The sequence below is a fragment of the Bacillus sp. PPSBB_2 genome (assembly GCF_045291115.1).
GTDB lineage: Bacteria > Bacillota > Bacilli > Bacillales > Bacillaceae_G > Bacillus_A > Bacillus_A cereus.
In genome coordinates, this window is sequence record NZ_CP147983.1 from 4,250,053 (window position 1) to 4,267,908 (window position 17,856).

Genomic DNA, 17,856 nt, shown 5'->3' on the forward strand with positions numbered 1-17,856 from the left:
TCAATAAGCTTTTCATCCTTAATTTATCCGAATGCTTTCATTCAGAAAATACAATTGTCCAGCGCAAACTTTCCTTATGTTTTATGTCTTTTTAAATATAATACATACACAAGTGATATGCACGAAAAAAAGTGACTTCTTCGTTTCTATGAAGTCACTTTTTTCACTTTATCGATTATGTTGCCTTACTTTCTTATTCAACAATTTTAAAATAGCCCGACGTGTTAAAATCCCCTCAAAATAGCCTTCTTCATTAACAGCGCAAATAAAAGGATGATCAATTGTCATTTCTAAAGCTTTTGCAAATGAATCGTCTAATTTAAGAACAGGTATATCTTCTTTCATCACCTGCTCTACTTTCATATCATCGAGCCTTTCAAACTCAATACGTTCTAATCCTAACATACCATCTAATATCATGGCAGTACTAATCAAACCATGTAGTTTATACATTGGATCTAAGACAGGTATCGCTGAATATCCAGATTTTACAAGAACAAGTAAAGCATGTTCTAAACTATTTCCAATTTGGACATGAGCTACTTTTTCCGATGAAATCATTAAATCCTTCACAAGAATTTGTTGAAATTCGTCTTTCGGAATACTAATCATATTACATCCCCCATTTTCCCTTTTTCCTGCTTATGTTCACAACTCTATTCACATTTTATGACAGCGTTTTCATATTATTATTTTGTCCTAAATTTATTTCAATAAAAATACAATCACACAGCTATTTTAGCATACCGCACAAAAAAAAGACTACCATTCCGGTAGCGCTTAATACCCTTTATTTTTTAATCTGTAAAATAACCTTGTGATTTTTTTATATTGCATCACATCTGTCTGTTTCAAACCATTCTCAATATCTGTAAGTTCCACAGCTAAAATTTCACTTGCGTAATTTTGCTGAAATAAAATATCTAGTAGTAAACTTTCTTCTTCCTTCGTTAAAACAACTTCCCTTTGCATATACCCCTCTCCTTACACTCGCATCGTTACTCTTATTATATAAAAAATTCAACCTATTTAATAGATGTAATATTCAGTTTTTATTAAAAGATATGTAACAATCGTACACATACAAAAAATCATTTCGTATATCGATTTGCATAGCTAAACGCCGCATAAGCATCCGGCTTAATTTTTGCAGTTAATCCCATCGCTCGAATTTTTTCTGTCATATCTAAAATAAATTCTTTTGTTAAGCCATCATTCCCAATGTCTAAATGAATTTCCATTATGAATCCAGCCCCATCTTGAGCATAAGGATGCAATAACTCCCATATTGTTTGTATATGAGTAGGCGTAAATAGACATGCGATTTCTTGACTAAACTGCGTTTCTAAATATATTTTCTCACGTAAGGTCGCTGGCTTATCTTTTACTGATCTATGGTGTAAACAACCCCAGGCACCTTTTCCAACACGATGAATATGGATTGCTGTAATAAACCTCGTATCCTTTTGATGCGCTTGCGAGTCTGTCCCAATGGATAATCGATACAAATTTCGCGGATCCTTTTCAATGAAACTACAAATACGGTTAAAGACCATATCAAAATTTAAATGTCTCTCTGAAACATTGTAAAATTTATGTGCACCGTCCACAGAGTCACGTCCTTTCAATTAGACAGACTTTTCGTATTCTCATTGTATGGGACAAAAACTAAAATTATAACTTCCTATCCTTTATTCGTTTCAATATTTCGAATTACAAAGTGACAAATTTGGCACGTATAAATTACATTTTGATTAGATTGAGCCGTTAATACATGAATAATCTCAGCAGAACTTTGACAATTAGGACAAATCACAACTGGTAAACGTTCCATACGATAACCTCCTAGTTATATTTCTCCCGCTATTTGCAAAACCCAGCGATAGTGAGAAGTTTAGCTTCACATATTCACCCGGTTGACGGGACTAATTATCCACATGGATAAGCAAACTTGCACGGATTAAATTTTCATTTTAATACCATTGTAGGAAAAATAAAAAACTTCTATACATTATGCTAGAAAGTAATAGAACTAAAAAAGGTACTGCCATGTGGCAGTACCTTTTTTATATGTATCAAGAAATGATATCGTAAATCTCAATTGCAACCATGTCGATATTATCGAATTGATATACTTGAGGTTTTTCACCTTGTTGATACACTTCTAACTCATACATTTCACTTTTATCGAAAAATTTCACGCTACATTTGCGCTCACCGTTCACTTCAAAATAGCGTTGTGCTACTTCACCGCTTTCAGCTTGTTCTTGTAGACTAACAAGTCGAGTTAAAATTCCTTGGAGTAGAGACATGAAATCTCTCCTTTCTCTGATCTTCCTACCAATAGGTTTTACAGCTATACTCATTCTATCCGTCATAACAGAAAAAATGTTCCACACTCTAGGATAAAGGTTATTGGCCAGAAACTCAACTAAAAATTTGTCGAAATGCGAAGGAAAAAACAGAAAGAACATATTTCTCCTTCATTATTGCGGTTTTTATACTGGAAGAATATAATAAAAAACAGAAAAAAGGAGGAATTACAATGAAAAAAATTGAGGTTTATACACAACCCGATTGTCCGCCATGTGTTATTGTAAAAGAATTTTTGAAGCATAATAACGTTGCATATGAAGAATTTGACGTAAAAAAAGACGCTGCTGCTCGCAATCGTCTTTTATACGACTATGATTCTTATTCAACTCCAACAGTCGTAATTGATGGCGAAGTAGTTGCAGGTTTTCAAATTGAAAAGTTACAACTACTACTCAATATAGAATAGGAATAGGTAAATACCTATTCCTATTCCTATTCTTATCCCGCTATTTGTAGGTAGTAAAACTCCCACCCACTGATTAAAAGTTTCACTTTATAATTGTTGCAACCTTTTTATTTCAGTTAAAAGTTCCTGACTTTCATGATATCCTGCTAACTTCCATTTATCTTGATCCCTTTTCAATGTTACAATTTGATATTGTCCACTTTTTGTCCGTTCATATACATATAAATTTTTATGTTCTTCATCATACGACATTTTCGTTTCTGAATTAAAAGAAAACGGTGCTTCTTTTGCCGGAAGTAAATATTCACCACTTTGTTTATCACTTCTGCTATTTTCATCTGTAAATACTTGAAGGAAATTATCTGTAAAATACGGTGATAACGTCTCTATCATCTTATTCATCGGCAAATGCTTCCCACGAATTGAAAACTGGGTTTCATAGCCTTTTTGTATCGTTGTAAATACTTCTTTCCGATCGACTTCCACTTCCTCTTTTCCTAAAACAGTCGTAACACTATAACCAACTAGAAAGGCAACACATACAAATAGAACAAGCCATATTCCATATTTCCTCATTTTTTCACCTTCCTTTTAAAAGAACTTGTCTTTGTAGTATTCATTGTAACAATGATTATGCAAAGAAAGGACAGATTTCGTTCGTAAAATCTTTACAACGATAGACAGCATTTTCATCACCATTTTCACTATTACCAATTTATGATAAAAACAAACAAAAAATGCACGAATCTCTTCGTGCATTAAAATAAAACATCTTCTTCATATAAATATTCATAAGATAAATCTATAAATAAAAAGTTGTCATCATCAATCGGGAAAGAAAATGTTCGTACCATTTCTCCCGTTTCAATATCTGCATATAAATCTGAAAGCCTCGCCTTATTCTCAAAACGCATTTTCATTATATTCTCGAGAAAATACGGGCGCCAGCTCCAGTTCTTCATATAATAATCCGGCATCACAATCCATTCTCCATCTTTTTTCATAACATTTCCTGATTGTTGGAAACCATCTTCATTACAAATAAATATACGAAAACTACACTGTGATACACTTTGACTAAATTGTAATAACCAATCATTTATATCTTCATTCTTTTTTTGTTTTGATAAAACATCGCCAATGCGATCGCGTAACATCTCTGTTAAATTATAAATTTTTTGTAACTTCTTCTTTTCATGCTGAATAAACTGATGACATTCATTACCTAGTCGCTCTTTCAAAACATTCGTTTCAATAAAATCAGGTAAACATTCTTTTAAATAATTACCTTGATAATATCTTCCGCCGTTCTTCCAAGCATATTGCAGTTGATAAAAAGCATCTATTTCTTCATATAATAAAGTTGCACCAATTCTTCTAGCAAGTAATGATAAAGAATATAAAATATCTTGATAAGATTGTAAAAGTGCTGTTTGCCTTAAGTTCGTTAAATCTACTTTTAAAATATCAGGTGCTAACACGCTAATACGCTCTAAATTACTTGTACCCGTTCCGACTTTATTAATCGAAATTTGAATACCATATGTACGATAATACATAAGCAAATGATTAAATTGCTCTATATCTTCTTTACATTCATGCTCTGTAATCTCTAAAACAATTTGTTTTAAATTTAAACCTTGTTCTTCATACCTCAATAAAAGTTGAAGCAAGCTTTCATCATCATCATTCATTAATACATTAGCATTCCGATGTATAAATAATAATAATTTTTGATCGCTTTCTAAATAACGATTTAAAGCTTTTTCTACTATAATATTATCCGCTTCCAGTTGAAATTCACTTGGAATCGAATCATCGTGAAAGAAAGAAGCTAAACTTTGTATGCCCTCTTCTGTTTGAATACGTCCTACTACTTCATATCCAATTACAGTATGCTCATCAGCACTAAAAATAGCTTGATAATAAGGAAGGACTTTATCCAAGTTACTCATTACATCTAATGCATCTATCAACGTGCTTCCCTCCCTTTACTTTTCAAAAATTATAACATGATATTTACGGAAAAATAATAAAAAATCCCTTCAGTTTTCCTGAAGGGATTAGAGGGGTAAAATGCTAAGGGGAATTAGCAATTCTACTATGAAGAAAAAAGAGGTCTTAAATATAACGTATATATGACCTCTTGTAAACACTTTTCTTTCATATGTCACAATTCCGTCACATTTAACCGTAAAAAAATGAATCAAACATTCATTTTTTTATCCCTTTTAAAATGGATATTGATGTAAATGTTGTCCTCCATCCATTGTCATGCAAGTTCCATTTATGTACGCAGCTTCATCTGAGCATAAATAATAAGCTAGACCAGCGATTTCTTCTGGCGTACCCAGCCTTCCAAGCGGAACACTTTGTATCGTACGCTTAGCCATTTCTTCTGAAATCCATAATTTATCAGCACCGCCCGTACGTTCAATTGGTCCTGGAGCGATAGCGTTAACTCGTATTCCATATTTACGTCCCCACTCAACAGCGAGCGTCTTCGTCATCGCTAATACTCCTGCCTTCGCTGCAGCCGAATGAATAACTCCTGGACCTGCATCCCATGCATATGTTGCTACCATATTAATGATATTCCCTTTTATACCTTTTTCAATCCAATATTTTCCGACAGCATGGCTACAGTAAAATGTACCGTTTAATACAATATTAATGACCGAATTCCAGCCATTCACGGATAAATCTTCTGCTGGACAAATAAAGTTTCCAGCTGCATTATTTATTAAAACATCAATTCGACCAAACTTCTCATCAATCTGTTCAATCATTTTCTGAATGTCATCCGTATTTCTTACATCCATTTGTACAGGTAATACTTGCCCTGGAAATTGTTCAATTTCCAACTTTGTTTCCTCTAGTTTTTCTTTTGTACGTCCTGTAATAACAACTCGTGCCCCTTCTTTTGCAAAGCGAGTCGCCATTCCTTTTCCCATTCCACTCGATCCACCTGTTATAATAACTACCTTTTCTTTCACATACATCCCCTCCAAAAAATGAATACACATTCATTTTATCACTTTATTTAATAGAAATCTTTATATTTTTAAACTTTTCTGATATTTTAATGTAAAGAACTTTCTTTTTATTCATTTTTTTCGTAATCTATACTAATTTTTTATTATGTAAAATATATTTTTAAATAAACTGAAAGGAGATTTGAGTAGCCTGTAAATGGAATAAAAACATTGAGGTATACTCATATTTTTATGACGCACATTACAAGAAGAAATTTTTTGAAAATTGGTATGCGTACTTGTCTCTATTCATTTATAACCAGTGGCATCGGATACTACTATGCTAAATATATAGAACCCCATTTCATTTCTTTTACACAGCACACATTAAAATCACAACTCATCCCAAAAAGTTTTCATGGTATGAAAATTCTTCAATTCAGCGATTTACATCTCGGATACTATTTCTCGCTTCAACATTTATCTCAAGTTGTTTCTAAAATTAATGCTGTAAATCCAGATATTGTCCTTTTTACCGGAGATCTCATTGATAATTATCAAACGTATACTGACACTCCTTTTGTCGCATCCATTTTAAAAAATATACAAGCCCCCTTCGGTAAATTCGCTATTTATGGTAACCATGATCACGGTGGATATGGAACTGAATACTATGAGCACATCATGCGTGAATCAGGATTTGAACTATTGCTAAATAGTGAAAAAAGAATTCGTCTAATGGATAATAGTGAAATTTCTATTTTCGGTCTCGATGATATACTACTAGGCAAACCAAAAATAGAGAAAACATTACAACATGCACGGCAAAATACTTATAACATCGTTCTTGTTCACGAGCCAGATATCGCGCCGCAAATTTCCAAATATCCAATCAACTTGCAACTTTCTGGTCATAGCCATGGCGGACAAGTACAAATTCCTTTTTTAGGTGCTATTATTACACCATCACTCGCCAAAGACTATATTGAAGGCTTCTATACGATGCAGGATTTAACTCTCTATGTCAATCGAGGTCTTGGAAGAACACGTGTCCCATTTCGTTTCATGTCAAAACCTGAAATCACAATTTTCACACTCCAACATTCGTAATAATTCGCCTATTTTCTTACATATCCTTTCTTGTACGCGCTCATCCATGTTTCGTTTACCATATGATAAAAGTGAGTCCAATAAAGGAGGTATGTTCATGTATCCATATTATCAACCAATTCCAGTCCGTTCAGCACCTATTGGTCCAGTAGGCGACTCACGCTTCTTCCCGTTTTTTGGCGTTCCCTTTCTAGCTGGAATTGCTGGTGGATTGCTCGGCGGAGCATTAGCTTTCGGCCCTCGACCATTTTATCCACCTTATCCACCACCTTTCCCGCCGCCAGCACCTTATCCTTGTTACGGTGGACCATGTCAGCAACCATACTATTACTAGGTTAAAGTAACGATTCTTTCAAATATTATTCTCTCAACGAGCCATCTCATTACACGCTTATAATAAAACTATTGTTTCTACTCATCCTTCCATTTTTGGAGCATATGAGTAGAAAAAAGTAAAAACCTCTTATGGACATAAGAGGTTTTTACTTTTTTTCATTATTCAGCGTCTGTATTTTGATACGCCATCTTAAACAACTTCACTTGGCTATCAATTTCTTCTGTACTACCATTAATAACATAATAGTAATCACCATCTTTATTTTGTTCACGTGTTTTCACATTATCAGCTAATGTAAGCTGTAAAATCGCCTTAATTCGTGCCTTCATTTCAATATCTAATATCGGGAAAGATATTTCCACTCGCTTCTCCATATTTCGCGTCATCAAATCAGCTGAAGATAAATATATTTTCTCCTCCCCATTATGATGGAAATAATAAATACGGCTATGTTCTAAATATCTTCCAACAACACTAACTACACGAATATTTTCACTTACATTTGGAATACCAGGTCGTAGGCAACATGTTCCTCGAACAATGAGCTCTACCTTTACTCCAGCTTGTGATGCTTCGTACATTTTTTTTATTAACGGTTTATCTGTTAATGAATTCATCTTAGCGATAATATATCCATTTCCATATTGCCTATGATAACGGATTTCTTCATCTATTAAATCCATAAATTGCTCTCTTATATCAAATGGAGCAACCGATAAATGATGAAAATGTGGCTTTGTTGTATAACCACTTAAATAATTAAAGAAATTGGTTGCATCGACCCCAAAATCTTTTCTTGATGTAATATATCCAAAATCAGTATATAACTTCGCTGTTGCATCATTATAGTTCCCAGTTCCCAGATGTACGAACCTTTCGATTTTTCCGTTTTTTCTCCTTACAACTAGCGTAATTTTACTATGTGTTTTCAAGTGACTGACACCGTAAATAACATGACAGCCTGCCTGTTCCAATTCTTTAGCCCAGTGAACATTGTTTTCTTCATCAAACCTTGCCTTTAATTCAACTAATACCGTCACTTGTTTTCCCTTTTCAGCCGCTATCTTTAACGCCTGAATAATCGGTGAATCACCACTTACACGATATAACGTTTGTTTAATCGCAAGTACATTCGGATCGTCTGCCGCATCACGGACAAAATCAACTACCGGCTGAAATGATTCAAAAGGATGATGTAATAAAATATCATGCTCAATTGCTTTTTCAAATACATCTTCTTCATCACCTAAATCTTGAGGCGGTTGCGGAATAAGAGCTGGATATACAAGATGTTCATATAAAGGAGCTAGTTTTTTATATAAAGAAAACAAACATGTCAAATCTAATGGGCCATCCATTATATATACATCTTCATCTTTTACTTCCAGAACCTCATATAATAACGCTAATACTCTTTCATCAATGTGTTCTTTCCCAACTTCTAAACGTACAGCAGCCCCCCACTTACGCTTTTTTAATTCTTTTTCAATTACCTTTAATAAATCTCTCGCACCTTCTTCATGAATCGTTAAATCTGCATTGCGTGTAATACGGAAACGAGTAACAGATGATACTGTATATCCCGTAAATAATTTATGAGTAAAGCTACTAATTACGTCTTCTAATAAAATAAATTTATGCTTTTGCCCTTCGCTCGGTAAAATTATGAAGCGCTCAAGTAATGAAGGAACTTGTACAATCCCTAACTTCGTCCTGTTTTCTTCTTCCGCTTGCTTCTCATCATATAAAAGAGTAGCCAAATTCAAACTTTTGTTTAATAACATTGGAAATGGGCGATATGCATCAATAGCTACAGGAGTTAACACCGGAAAAATTTGCTCGTCAAAATACTCTTCTATAAATTCTCGCTGCTCTTTCGTCAAATCATTGAATGTTAAACGTTCAATTCCCTCTAACTCAAGCGCTGGTAATACATAATTTTTAAATGTATCATATTGTACTGTCATTAGTGCATGGGCTTTTATCGCAATTTTATTTAATTGTTTTTTCGGTGTTAAGCCAGCTTTATTTTCTGGTTAATTAAATCCAGCACTCACTTGATCCTTTAATCCCGCTACACGTACCATAAAAAATTCATCTAAATTCGAACTAAAAATACTAATAAATTTCAATCTTTCCAAAAGTGGATTATTTGCATCTTGCGCTTCTTGTAAGACACGTTCATTAAATGCTAACCAACTTAACTCTCGATTATTGTAATAAGCTGTATCATTTAAATTTACTGCATTCCCCTTCAATAATTCCATTCTCTTCACACTTCCCCTTGAAACTTTTTTACTATAATTTAGTTAATTTCATTTTATCAAATTACAATATTACAAAGTGTAAATTTTTCGTAAAGACATCCGTACAACCTAATGTTTTAGTTCAAATAATAAATTAATATTCGTTTTTAATACTCTTTCTAACTGTTTTTTTTGTTTTTCAGCTTGTACTTTTTCTGCTAATGCCGATTGTTCACATAAAACTTTAAACGTTAATCCCTCTTCGCTTTCTGTTATAGATATGGTATCAATAAGCGATCGTTGCCTTACATTTAAAGTAGCTGAAAATTGTAAAACAGCTCCTAACAGGCGGATTTTTTTTTGTTCGCTTTTATCAAACCAACCTTCAAATGGAGATAAATGTTGTTTAAATAACATTTTTGATTTATACGATGCAATAAGCGCTAGCCTTACTCGATCTTTATGCATCATGCCATCAATTGTCTTATTCGCTAATAAATAAAACGTATGTAAACGGCTCGCTTCTTCGTCTATATATTTGCCTATATTAAATACTTTCGCAGCTTGATGGAACACTTCCCAGTCTTTTACTGTCATAGAAATAAGCCCTATTTCCTCAAGTTGTTTGCAAATTAATCTTCCATGTTTAATAAGTTGAATAACAAATTCCATGTCCATTTCGTATTCATGTGATAGTAAATGCAAACTTTCTTCAACTACGTTCGGATAATATGAAATCCCCAAATCTTTTGTCAACTCTTCATAGAAAACACCTTCTCTTAACCCTTTTCTACTTAATACAAATGCCGGTGCCTCTATAACATTAACAAGTGTATGAAATACTTCAACCGCTGGAATAATCGTATCTGCTCGATCTTTTGCTAATCCTTCCAATTTCTGAAGTTCTATGAACGACAATTTTTCCAATTCCTCTTTTACACTTTCAATATCATCTTCTTTCATCTTGTATAAATGTAATCCTGCTATAGGATAACATATTAAATTTTGATGGATTTTTACTAAGTTCCTAGCACTACCACCAATTGCAATAAGAGGCAATTTCTTATTGATTAACCATGGTAACGTTCGAAATTGAAACTCTAAATACTGTTGCATTCCCTCTAACTCATCTTTAGTAGGAATATCACCTTTAATAAATTGTTGCTTTAAAGAAAGTGCCCCAAAAGGAAAACTATGGTACTCTAAAATCTCTCTATTTCTAAAGTATGTAACTTCCGTACTTCCCCCACCAATATCTACCGTTATTCCTTCTGAAAACGATGTAGAATTCATAACCGCCAAGTATCCGTAACGCGCTTCCTCATACTCTGATAATACTCTAAGAGTAAAGTCCGTTTGTCCTTCAACAAGCTTTTTAATTTCCTCTTGATTCTCCGACTGTCTAATTGTTGCTGTTGCAACACAAAGTACATGATGCAACTGATGGAATCTTGTACTTTCTTGAAATTGAAATAATGTCTGTAATAATACTTCTATTCCCTCTTCATTCAATACACCATCAATTAAGTAATTCCTTAACCTAGCAACAACTTTCGTATTTTCAATCTCTTTATAAAAACCTCCATTTTGCTTTTCATAAATAACTAAACGCATTGTATTAGATCCAATATCTATAATGGCATACTGTTGTTTTAATATTTCTTTCAAACTTCTCACTCTTTCATTATCAAATTTCAAAAACATATTCTATTACTATTATACAAAATAGTTGTTTTTTGTAACAATATTGCTTTAATATTGAAAATATATACAATCACTTTTTGCGTATAATAAATACCTATTTTATTTATGGTATAATAATGAAAAATTGAAAGGAGATTCAATATGAAACCTTCACAACCACAATCTCAATTACAAAACCAACATTCTATTAATCGACTAGCTCAATCTATTTTCGTTGTGAATCGTCATGCTAAAGCAGCTACTAATCCTAAATATTTATACTGGTTAAAAAAGACAGCTTTAGAACGTTTGATTGCTGAAAAAAAAGCAATTAAAGAAGGATTGCATTTTTCTAGAAACCCACGTTTTAGCCAACAACAATCTGATGTCCTTATACGTTTAGGCGATTATTTTTTCCACATCCCTCCTACGAAAGAAGATTTTCGAATTCTACCGCATCTTGGTCATCTTGAATCCTCCTATCGAAATCCGAAAACAACCTTATCTTTAACAGTAGCAAAAAAAACACTTCAAGATTATATTGGTCCTGAAGCATTAAAACAAGAAAAAAAATTAAGTGAGCCTGTTCCATGGTATAGTCGTACTTATACAAAAAAATAAAACAGTTTGGCCAAGTGTAGGCCAAACTGTTTTATTTTTTCTCTTCTTTAATTTTAATATTTGCTTGTTTATAAAAAGCTACTTTTTCTGTATTATAAGACTTTGTAAATTCATTAAATTTATCTTTTTCTGACTCAATATCCTTATAAGATTGATTTACTACTTTTACTTTTTCACTAATATCTTTTAATTTAGTACCTTTATCTTGTAACATTGTATATAACTCTTTTTCTTGTTTTAAAGATTTGTTATAGCTGTCATACATTTTATTAAATGAATCGTGGCGTTTCTCATACGTGCTTTTCACTTTATCAGCTTGATCTTTCAATTTCTTATCTTCAATTTTCTTCACATACTTATCAGCTGACTTCACTTCTTCTTGCGCTTTATTTAAAACTTCTTTTTCTTTTGTAAGCACTTTTTCTCGTTCAGTTGTATTTTTCACTGCTTGATTCAGTTTTTCTTTAACAGTTTGATTATTATCTTTTCCTTCTTGAACAATCTGGTTATATAATTCTTGTCCTTCTTTCTCTAAAGTCTCAAGTTTTTTTGCATCTTCAAACATTGTTTTTTCTTGTTTAGCAGCGTTTTCAAACGCTACATATAATTCTTCTTCTGGTTTCGGGCCGAAACAACCGGCTAATAAAATCATTGATAATGTAGTTACAATTGCTAATTTACTATATTTCAACATCTCTTCCTCCTACTTATAAACGACCATCGTGTAATATAAAAAAGTTATAAAATATGTAATTGTTCTATACACTCGCATCTTTTTTACGAAGATCATTAATATTGTTTGTACAAATTATTACTTGATATTACATTATTCTTTTTGAATTATTTAGCAATTCCATATCCATCTTTAAGTATACTACTTCGTGTTTTTTAAGGCCTGTTCACACTATGTATTACTTTAATATCCACGGAATTTCACCTCAGTCTTAATAAGACTATAATAGTTCACCTGATAAAAGGTGATCGCTCCGCTCTCACGTCTATCATTCCCTTTCCAGCTTTCTATCAATTAATCTCTTTGTTCATTTTACACAGTACAATCGATATCTCGCAACAACTTACAAATATTCTTTTCATTTCCTAAAAAGGAAAAGTGTAGAGCTTGCTTTCCTCTACACTTTTAAAATAAAACACACTGTGCAAATTGCATTGGCACTACCATCATAATTATATGCTTATTTCATATATTTTTAAAGACTTTTATTACAAACGCGGCGTTTTTTTGTAATAAAAGTCAAAAAAATGTTACAAATAAAACATCTTCCTATCATATATCTTCAAATCAAAGCTTCACTCATTTTCCTGCAAATTTCTATACTGGTACAATTGATTTTGCGACTTTCTCAACAGTTCTTCAAACGTTTTTCCTTCTACTGGATAGCTAGCTGCTCCAAATAAAAGAGTGACACTGAGTAAATCACCTTCTATTTCACTTTCAATATTTTTCATTAATCGTTTTGTTATTGTTGATGTTTCATGACCATTATCAATTGCTACAATAACGTACTTATTTTCATCCCACTTTGTAACAACATCACCCTTCCGAATTGTCTTTACAATGGTACTCTCTAATTTTTGTACTAACACTCCCAACTTTTTTTCTTGCAACGTGTCTTTTAATCCTTCCCATTCTTTTACAGAAAGAATGTACACTGTAATATTACGAGAATCTCTTTCAGATAAAGCAGCTACTTTCCCAAAAAAATCAACAACAAAATCATTGCTTGCCATTCCTCCTACTTCCATACCCATACGCTCGTTCGCTCTTTTATCGTACCAATGTCCAAAATAATAACTTAGTATCATTTGCAATATATAAATAATAAAGACGGTATAAAATGATCGTGAATCCAGTTTTGCAATTACATCCTGAAGTGCAATCCATTCTGTAACTGCCACAGTATTGCCAAGCAATAATCCACTAATTTTCCCTTTATGTTTCATACTTTTCCCCCTTTTATACCAATATATGTTTCTATATCAATAATGTTTTTCTACAAAATAAAAAATGTACATATGCAATGTACATTTCTGCTTAAGCTTGTATACCTTTTCTACTCTATTTCATATATATAATATATAACTTTTATAGAAAGGAGTAATCTATATGCTACAAAAAGAGAATCTATCAGATGCTATGCGTTTACTAGCTGGTTTTCTATTATCATTAAAATTATTATTTACCTCTTTCGGGATACACTTTATTACAAACGATCAAATCGACGCTATTGTTAATGTTGTTTCATTTTTATTTATTCTATACTTTGGCTACAAAAATAACTATGTAGGAAAAAAAGGAATGGAGCAAAAGAAAATACTCAAAAAACACAACCTTCACTAAAAAAGGAACCTTTTGTACAGGTTCCTTTTTATCATTGACGCACAACAACTTCATTTGTTTGCAGTGGGCCATATGATATCTCTTTATCTTGAAATGTATATGTAGCCTGAAAGAATGTTTGTTTAAGAGCTTTATCTTTATTAGCTTTTATTTTACAACGTAGTTCCACCTTCTCATTCGGTAACAAATCATCAATTCGCCATCTAACAAGCTGGAATAAAAACTCACTTATCCCCTTATCAACTTTTAAAGAATTAGGAATATAAGCAAAGTAATCTCGAATCATATGACTTACAACAACTCTCGAAATCATTTCTCCCCCTTTATTTTCCACTTCAATTCGCATAATAAGTATGTCGTTTACATCGTAGGTCAATTCATACGAAAACTGTTCTGTATACATACTACCAATTTGTAATGTAACGGCTACTTGAGGAAATTCGTTTTCCTTTTTCGATCCGTCAATCCACAATACTGGTTGTAGCGGTATTGAATACTTTCCTGTATCCGAAATTCGTCCCCATATTTTCATAATATATATTCACCTCATTTCAGATGTAACATACACACAATGAATTCCCCAAATTACTAAAGCTTGCTACAAGCAATGTTTAATATTTCTCTTCCTTTTATCCTATTCGACAATATGAAGAAAAAACCATTTTTCATCTATTAACAGAAGGTGTTCTTTATGAAATTTTTTTACAATTTACTTCATTCCCTTCATAGCAATATTCAGTATGGCTCACTCGTTCTCTACTCATACGAAAGAATATTTTGACGTAAGAAAAAGTTTGCCTTATAGTCAAATTTGACTATAATATTCTTTATGGCATATCAGTGCACTTATGGAAAAGAAATTAAAATCAACTATACATTAAAATTTTTTATCCACTGCACTCAAAACTTAATATAGTTTACTTATTTCTAAAGGAGGGTTATATTTGGAAACTCAACCATTAAAAAAAGAAGCCAACAAGACAAAATTTGTTGTTGCTGGTTTACTGCTTGGTATATTAATGGCCGCAATGGATAATACAATCGTTGCAACCGCAATGGCAACAATCGTTGGAGACCTAGGAGGATTTGATAAGTTTGTTTGGGTCACATCAGCTTATATGGTAGCAACAATGGCAGGGATGCCTATCTTCGGGAAACTTTCTGATATGTACGGGCGGAAACGTTTTTATATTGGGGGCCTCATTCTTTTCTTATTCGGTTCTGCTCTTTGCGGAACAGCTTCAAGTATTGAGCAATTAAGTATTTATAGAGCTATTCAAGGGATCGGTGGTGGTGCCCTTATGCCTATCGCCTTCACAATTATGTACGATATCTTCCCACCAGAAAAACGCGGGAAGATGACAGGACTATTCGGTGCTGTTTTCGGGACATCTAGTGTATTCGGTCCTTTATTAGGTGCTTATATTACAGACTATATAAGTTGGCATTGGGTCTTCTATATTAATATTCCATTAGGACTTATCTCCTTTTTCTTCATTACTAAATACTACAGTGAGTCTCTAGAATTTAGAAAACAAAAAATTGATTGGGCTGGTGCTATTACACTTGTCATAAGTATCGTTTGCTTAATGTTCGCATTAGAACTTGGTGGTAAGGAATATGCCTGGAATTCTACTGTAATTATTGGCTTATTTACAACAGTAGTTATTACGCTTATTATTTTCTTCTTTGTAGAACGAAAAGCAACCGAGCCTATTATTTCGTTCCATCTATTTAAAAAACCTTTATTCGCAGCTAGTCAAGGAGTTGCCTTTTTCTATGGTGCCGCTTTTATTATCTGTACAGTTTATATTCCAATCTTCATTCAAGGCGTTCTTGGAGGTTCCGCCTCTAATGCTGGATTAATTTTAACACCAATGATGGTTGGTTCTGTAATTGGAAGTCAAACAGGAGGACAATTAGCTTCTCGAACAAGCTATCGTAACATTATGATGGTATCTGGTGTCTTCTTCGTTCTTGGTATTTATTTATTAAGTACTTTAACAATGGACACACCTCGTTTACTCGTAACACTATTTATGATTCTCGCTGGGCTTGGTGTTGGCTTCTCATTCTCAGTATTAAGTATGTCTTCTATTCACAAGTTGGAAATGCGGGACCGTGGTTCGGCGACATCAACAAACTCATTCTTCCGATCACTCGGTATGACCCTTGGTGTAACGATTTTCGGTACAATTCAAAATCATATTTTTACAGATAAACTAAACTCTGTATTCCCCCCTGAACTAGCAAAATTAGCTCCAAAAGGCGGAGACACAAGTTTCTTATTATCACCAGGCGCTACCGCAAAAATTCCTGCTGAAATATTAGCGGGTATTAAAGAAGCTCTCGCTACATCTATTGCGAATACATTCTTCTGGGCACTCATCCCGGCTGTACTAAGTATTATTTGTATTTTACTTATGGGAAATGAACGCCTCTTTACAGGCCCTAAAAAGAAAGAAAAACAAAAGCAAGTTAGTTAATATAAAAAAGAAGCGGCATATTCCTTTATGAAAAAGGATATGCCGTTTATAATTATGTATAAAGTGAAACTTTAATCAGTGGGGGGATGTTCATCCCCCACTGATTATTAGCCCACACCAATCGGGCTTTTACGGGCAGTTAATCCCCACCTAACTTCTTTGCTTCCGCTGAATTTTTGGGTGGGGATCTTACTGGATAAAGTTTTTATATACAGGAGTTGAGACAGCATGAGCATGAAATTAGTCATTCTCGGCTTGCTACTCGAAGGAGATAAACATCCATATGAAGTGCAGCATATTATGAAAGAACGACAAATGGATTGTTACATTAAATATGCTAAAGGATCACTTTATTACGCCTTCGAGCAATTAGAAAAGCAAGGGGCAATTCATATTACAAATGTAATTAGAGACACAAATCGACCTGACAAAACGATTTTTCATATAACAGAAGAAGGCAAAAAACTATTCCACACTTTACTATTAAAACAATTCGAAGCCAAAAACCAAATATATAAACCTATTTATTCAGCCTTATCTTTCGCTCACTTTAGCAATGATCACGAATTAGTTCCTATTTTAGAAAAAAAGAAAAACGATACTCTTCAATATTTACATACTATGCAAACGATATATGATTGTAATAAAGGAAAGGTTCCACGTGCACAACTATATATTTTGCAAAGTGTAATTGAGCATATTACAGTTGAATTACAATGGCTAAACACCCTCCTTAAAGATGCTATAGCAGGCCGACTTTCAGAAGTTGCTATAGATGAAGATTGAGCTATGAAAGAAGACATCCCTACTTCTTTCATAGCTCAATTTCTCTTTTCATACTGTAATATTATTAGTTACTCCAGAACACTAAAGTCAGAATACTAAGAAATAAAAACTTTAGAATTTTCTTATTTTAAAACAGTAGACAAAATTCCAAAAATTATGTTAAAATTTGTTTCAATATCATATCGCTTGTTAAATTCCTTTCAAAAGGAAAATAGGTACACGAAAGTTTTGTTTCGTGTTTAAAAGGGAAGCTTGGTGAAACTCCAACACGGTCCCGCCACTGTAAATGCTGAGATTTCTTTTTGGTGCCACTGTGAAAACGGGAAGGTAAAAGAAATTATATGAAGCATAAGTCAGGAGACCTGCCTGTTTTAACAACACTGATAGATTCACGGATGATGATGAGGTGTTAAAACAAAAAGGAAGGCTTATTTTCTATGTCTTTGTACTTTTTGTTATAGGTATTTCCTA

19 protein-coding genes, 1 pseudogene and 1 riboswitch are annotated in these 17,856 nt (G+C 33.1%); of the genes and pseudogenes, 7 read left to right on the forward strand and 13 right to left on the reverse strand.

Annotation, left to right across the window (positions count from 1 at the left end; genetic code table 11):
- Positions 1–168 precede the first annotated feature (168 nt).
- The 5 genes from cbpB to V6946_RS21260 all read right to left on the reverse strand — a co-directional run bounded on the left by cbpB (position 169) and on the right by V6946_RS21260 (position 2,312).
- Positions 169–612: a cyclic-di-AMP-binding protein CbpB gene (cbpB, locus tag V6946_RS21240; RefSeq protein WP_000623579.1), complete on the reverse strand. Its 444-nt coding sequence runs from the start codon at positions 610–612 to the stop codon at positions 169–171.
- A 168-nt stretch (positions 613–780) separates the two neighbouring features.
- Positions 781–972, reverse strand: a complete 192-nt coding sequence (abbA, locus tag V6946_RS21245; protein ID WP_001188692.1) for an antirepressor AbbA — start codon at positions 970–972, stop codon at positions 781–783.
- A gap of 119 nt (positions 973–1,091) precedes the next feature.
- Positions 1,092–1,610 carry a ribonuclease H-like YkuK family protein gene (locus tag V6946_RS21250; RefSeq protein WP_000348489.1) on the reverse strand — a complete coding sequence of 173 codons (519 nt, stop codon included), beginning with the start codon at positions 1,608–1,610 and terminating at the stop codon, positions 1,092–1,094.
- A 74-nt stretch (positions 1,611–1,684) separates the two neighbouring features.
- Complete coding sequence (locus V6946_RS21255; protein ID WP_366981353.1) at positions 1,685–1,834, reverse strand: hypothetical protein; 150 nt, start codon at positions 1,832–1,834, stop codon at positions 1,685–1,687.
- 241 nt (positions 1,835–2,075) lie between these two features.
- On the reverse strand, positions 2,076–2,312 hold the full coding sequence (locus V6946_RS21260; protein ID WP_000055151.1) for a YkuJ family protein: 237 nt from the start codon (positions 2,310–2,312) through the stop codon (positions 2,076–2,078).
- 233 nt (positions 2,313–2,545) lie between these two features.
- Between V6946_RS21260 and V6946_RS21265 the strand changes: the two genes are divergently transcribed.
- Positions 2,546–2,782, forward strand: coding sequence for a glutaredoxin family protein (locus V6946_RS21265; protein WP_006928192.1), 237 nt, complete (start codon positions 2,546–2,548; stop codon positions 2,780–2,782).
- Between the two features lie 87 nt (positions 2,783–2,869).
- On the opposite strand, the gene V6946_RS21270 is transcribed toward V6946_RS21265, so the two are convergent.
- The 3 genes from V6946_RS21270 to fadH form a co-directional block, all read right to left on the reverse strand.
- Entirely contained in the window at positions 2,870–3,358 is a 489-nt protein-coding gene (locus tag V6946_RS21270) for a DUF3993 domain-containing protein (RefSeq protein WP_001233804.1), read from the reverse strand.
- Between the two features lie 182 nt (positions 3,359–3,540).
- A complete protein-coding gene (locus tag V6946_RS21275; RefSeq protein WP_000564306.1) occupies positions 3,541–4,758 on the reverse strand; it encodes an EAL-associated domain-containing protein in 1,218 nt (405 codons plus the stop codon).
- Between the two features lie 255 nt (positions 4,759–5,013).
- Positions 5,014–5,778, reverse strand: a complete 765-nt coding sequence (fadH, locus tag V6946_RS21280; RefSeq protein WP_000660913.1) for a 2,4-dienoyl-CoA reductase — start codon at positions 5,776–5,778, stop codon at positions 5,014–5,016.
- A 231-nt stretch (positions 5,779–6,009) separates the two neighbouring features.
- On the opposite strand from fadH, the gene V6946_RS21285 reads away from it, so the two are divergent.
- Together V6946_RS21285 and V6946_RS21290 are read left to right on the forward strand one after the other, a co-directional pair.
- Positions 6,010–6,867, forward strand: coding sequence for a metallophosphoesterase (locus V6946_RS21285; RefSeq protein WP_002024756.1), 858 nt, complete (start codon positions 6,010–6,012; stop codon positions 6,865–6,867).
- Between the two features lie 97 nt (positions 6,868–6,964).
- Entirely contained in the window at positions 6,965–7,201 is a 237-nt protein-coding gene (locus V6946_RS21290; protein ID WP_000283738.1) for a hypothetical protein, read from the forward strand.
- Between the two features lie 161 nt (positions 7,202–7,362).
- Here V6946_RS21290 and V6946_RS21295 read toward each other — a convergent pair.
- Both V6946_RS21295 and V6946_RS21300 read right to left on the reverse strand, forming a co-directional pair.
- Positions 7,363–9,471: pseudogene (locus tag V6946_RS21295) on the reverse strand (polyphosphate kinase).
- Between the two features lie 108 nt (positions 9,472–9,579).
- On the reverse strand, positions 9,580–11,154 hold the full coding sequence (locus V6946_RS21300; protein ID WP_406622111.1) for a Ppx/GppA family phosphatase: 1,575 nt from the start codon (positions 11,152–11,154) through the stop codon (positions 9,580–9,582).
- 141 nt (positions 11,155–11,295) lie between these two features.
- On the opposite strand from V6946_RS21300, the gene V6946_RS21305 reads away from it, so the two are divergent.
- Positions 11,296–11,754, forward strand: coding sequence for a YkyB family protein (locus V6946_RS21305; protein WP_000804864.1), 459 nt, complete (start codon positions 11,296–11,298; stop codon positions 11,752–11,754).
- Positions 11,755–11,785: 31 nt separating this feature from the next.
- Here the strand turns inward: V6946_RS21305 and V6946_RS21310 are convergent, their stop codons facing one another.
- Together V6946_RS21310 and V6946_RS21315 are read right to left on the reverse strand one after the other, a co-directional pair.
- On the reverse strand, positions 11,786–12,448 hold the full coding sequence (locus tag V6946_RS21310; protein ID WP_000922498.1) for a YkyA family protein: 663 nt from the start codon (positions 12,446–12,448) through the stop codon (positions 11,786–11,788).
- 614 nt (positions 12,449–13,062) lie between these two features.
- Complete coding sequence (locus tag V6946_RS21315; RefSeq protein WP_000680811.1) at positions 13,063–13,716, reverse strand: diguanylate cyclase domain-containing protein; 654 nt, start codon at positions 13,714–13,716, stop codon at positions 13,063–13,065.
- A 163-nt stretch (positions 13,717–13,879) separates the two neighbouring features.
- Here V6946_RS21315 and V6946_RS21320 point away from each other — a divergent pair, with 163 nt between their 5' ends.
- Positions 13,880–14,113, forward strand: coding sequence for an SPP1 phage holin family protein (locus V6946_RS21320; protein ID WP_000939448.1), 234 nt, complete (start codon positions 13,880–13,882; stop codon positions 14,111–14,113).
- Positions 14,114–14,144: 31 nt separating this feature from the next.
- Here the strand turns inward: V6946_RS21320 and V6946_RS21325 are convergent, their stop codons facing one another.
- Positions 14,145–14,645: a hypothetical protein gene (locus tag V6946_RS21325; RefSeq protein WP_006928182.1), complete on the reverse strand. Its 501-nt coding sequence runs from the start codon at positions 14,643–14,645 to the stop codon at positions 14,145–14,147.
- Between the two features lie 412 nt (positions 14,646–15,057).
- Here V6946_RS21325 and V6946_RS21330 point away from each other — a divergent pair, with 412 nt between their 5' ends.
- Both V6946_RS21330 and V6946_RS21335 read left to right on the forward strand, forming a co-directional pair.
- The gene (locus tag V6946_RS21330; RefSeq protein ID WP_000449912.1) at positions 15,058–16,599 is read left to right on the forward strand and encodes an MDR family MFS transporter; all 1,542 of its coding nucleotides are present in this window, start codon (positions 15,058–15,060) and stop codon (positions 16,597–16,599) included.
- 228 nt (positions 16,600–16,827) lie between these two features.
- On the forward strand, positions 16,828–17,385 hold the full coding sequence (locus V6946_RS21335) for a PadR family transcriptional regulator (RefSeq protein WP_000062062.1): 558 nt from the start codon (positions 16,828–16,830) through the stop codon (positions 17,383–17,385).
- Positions 17,386–17,581: 196 nt separating this feature from the next.
- A riboswitch (cobalamin riboswitch) is annotated at positions 17,582–17,770 on the forward strand.
- The last annotated feature ends 86 nt before the right edge of the window (positions 17,771–17,856 follow it).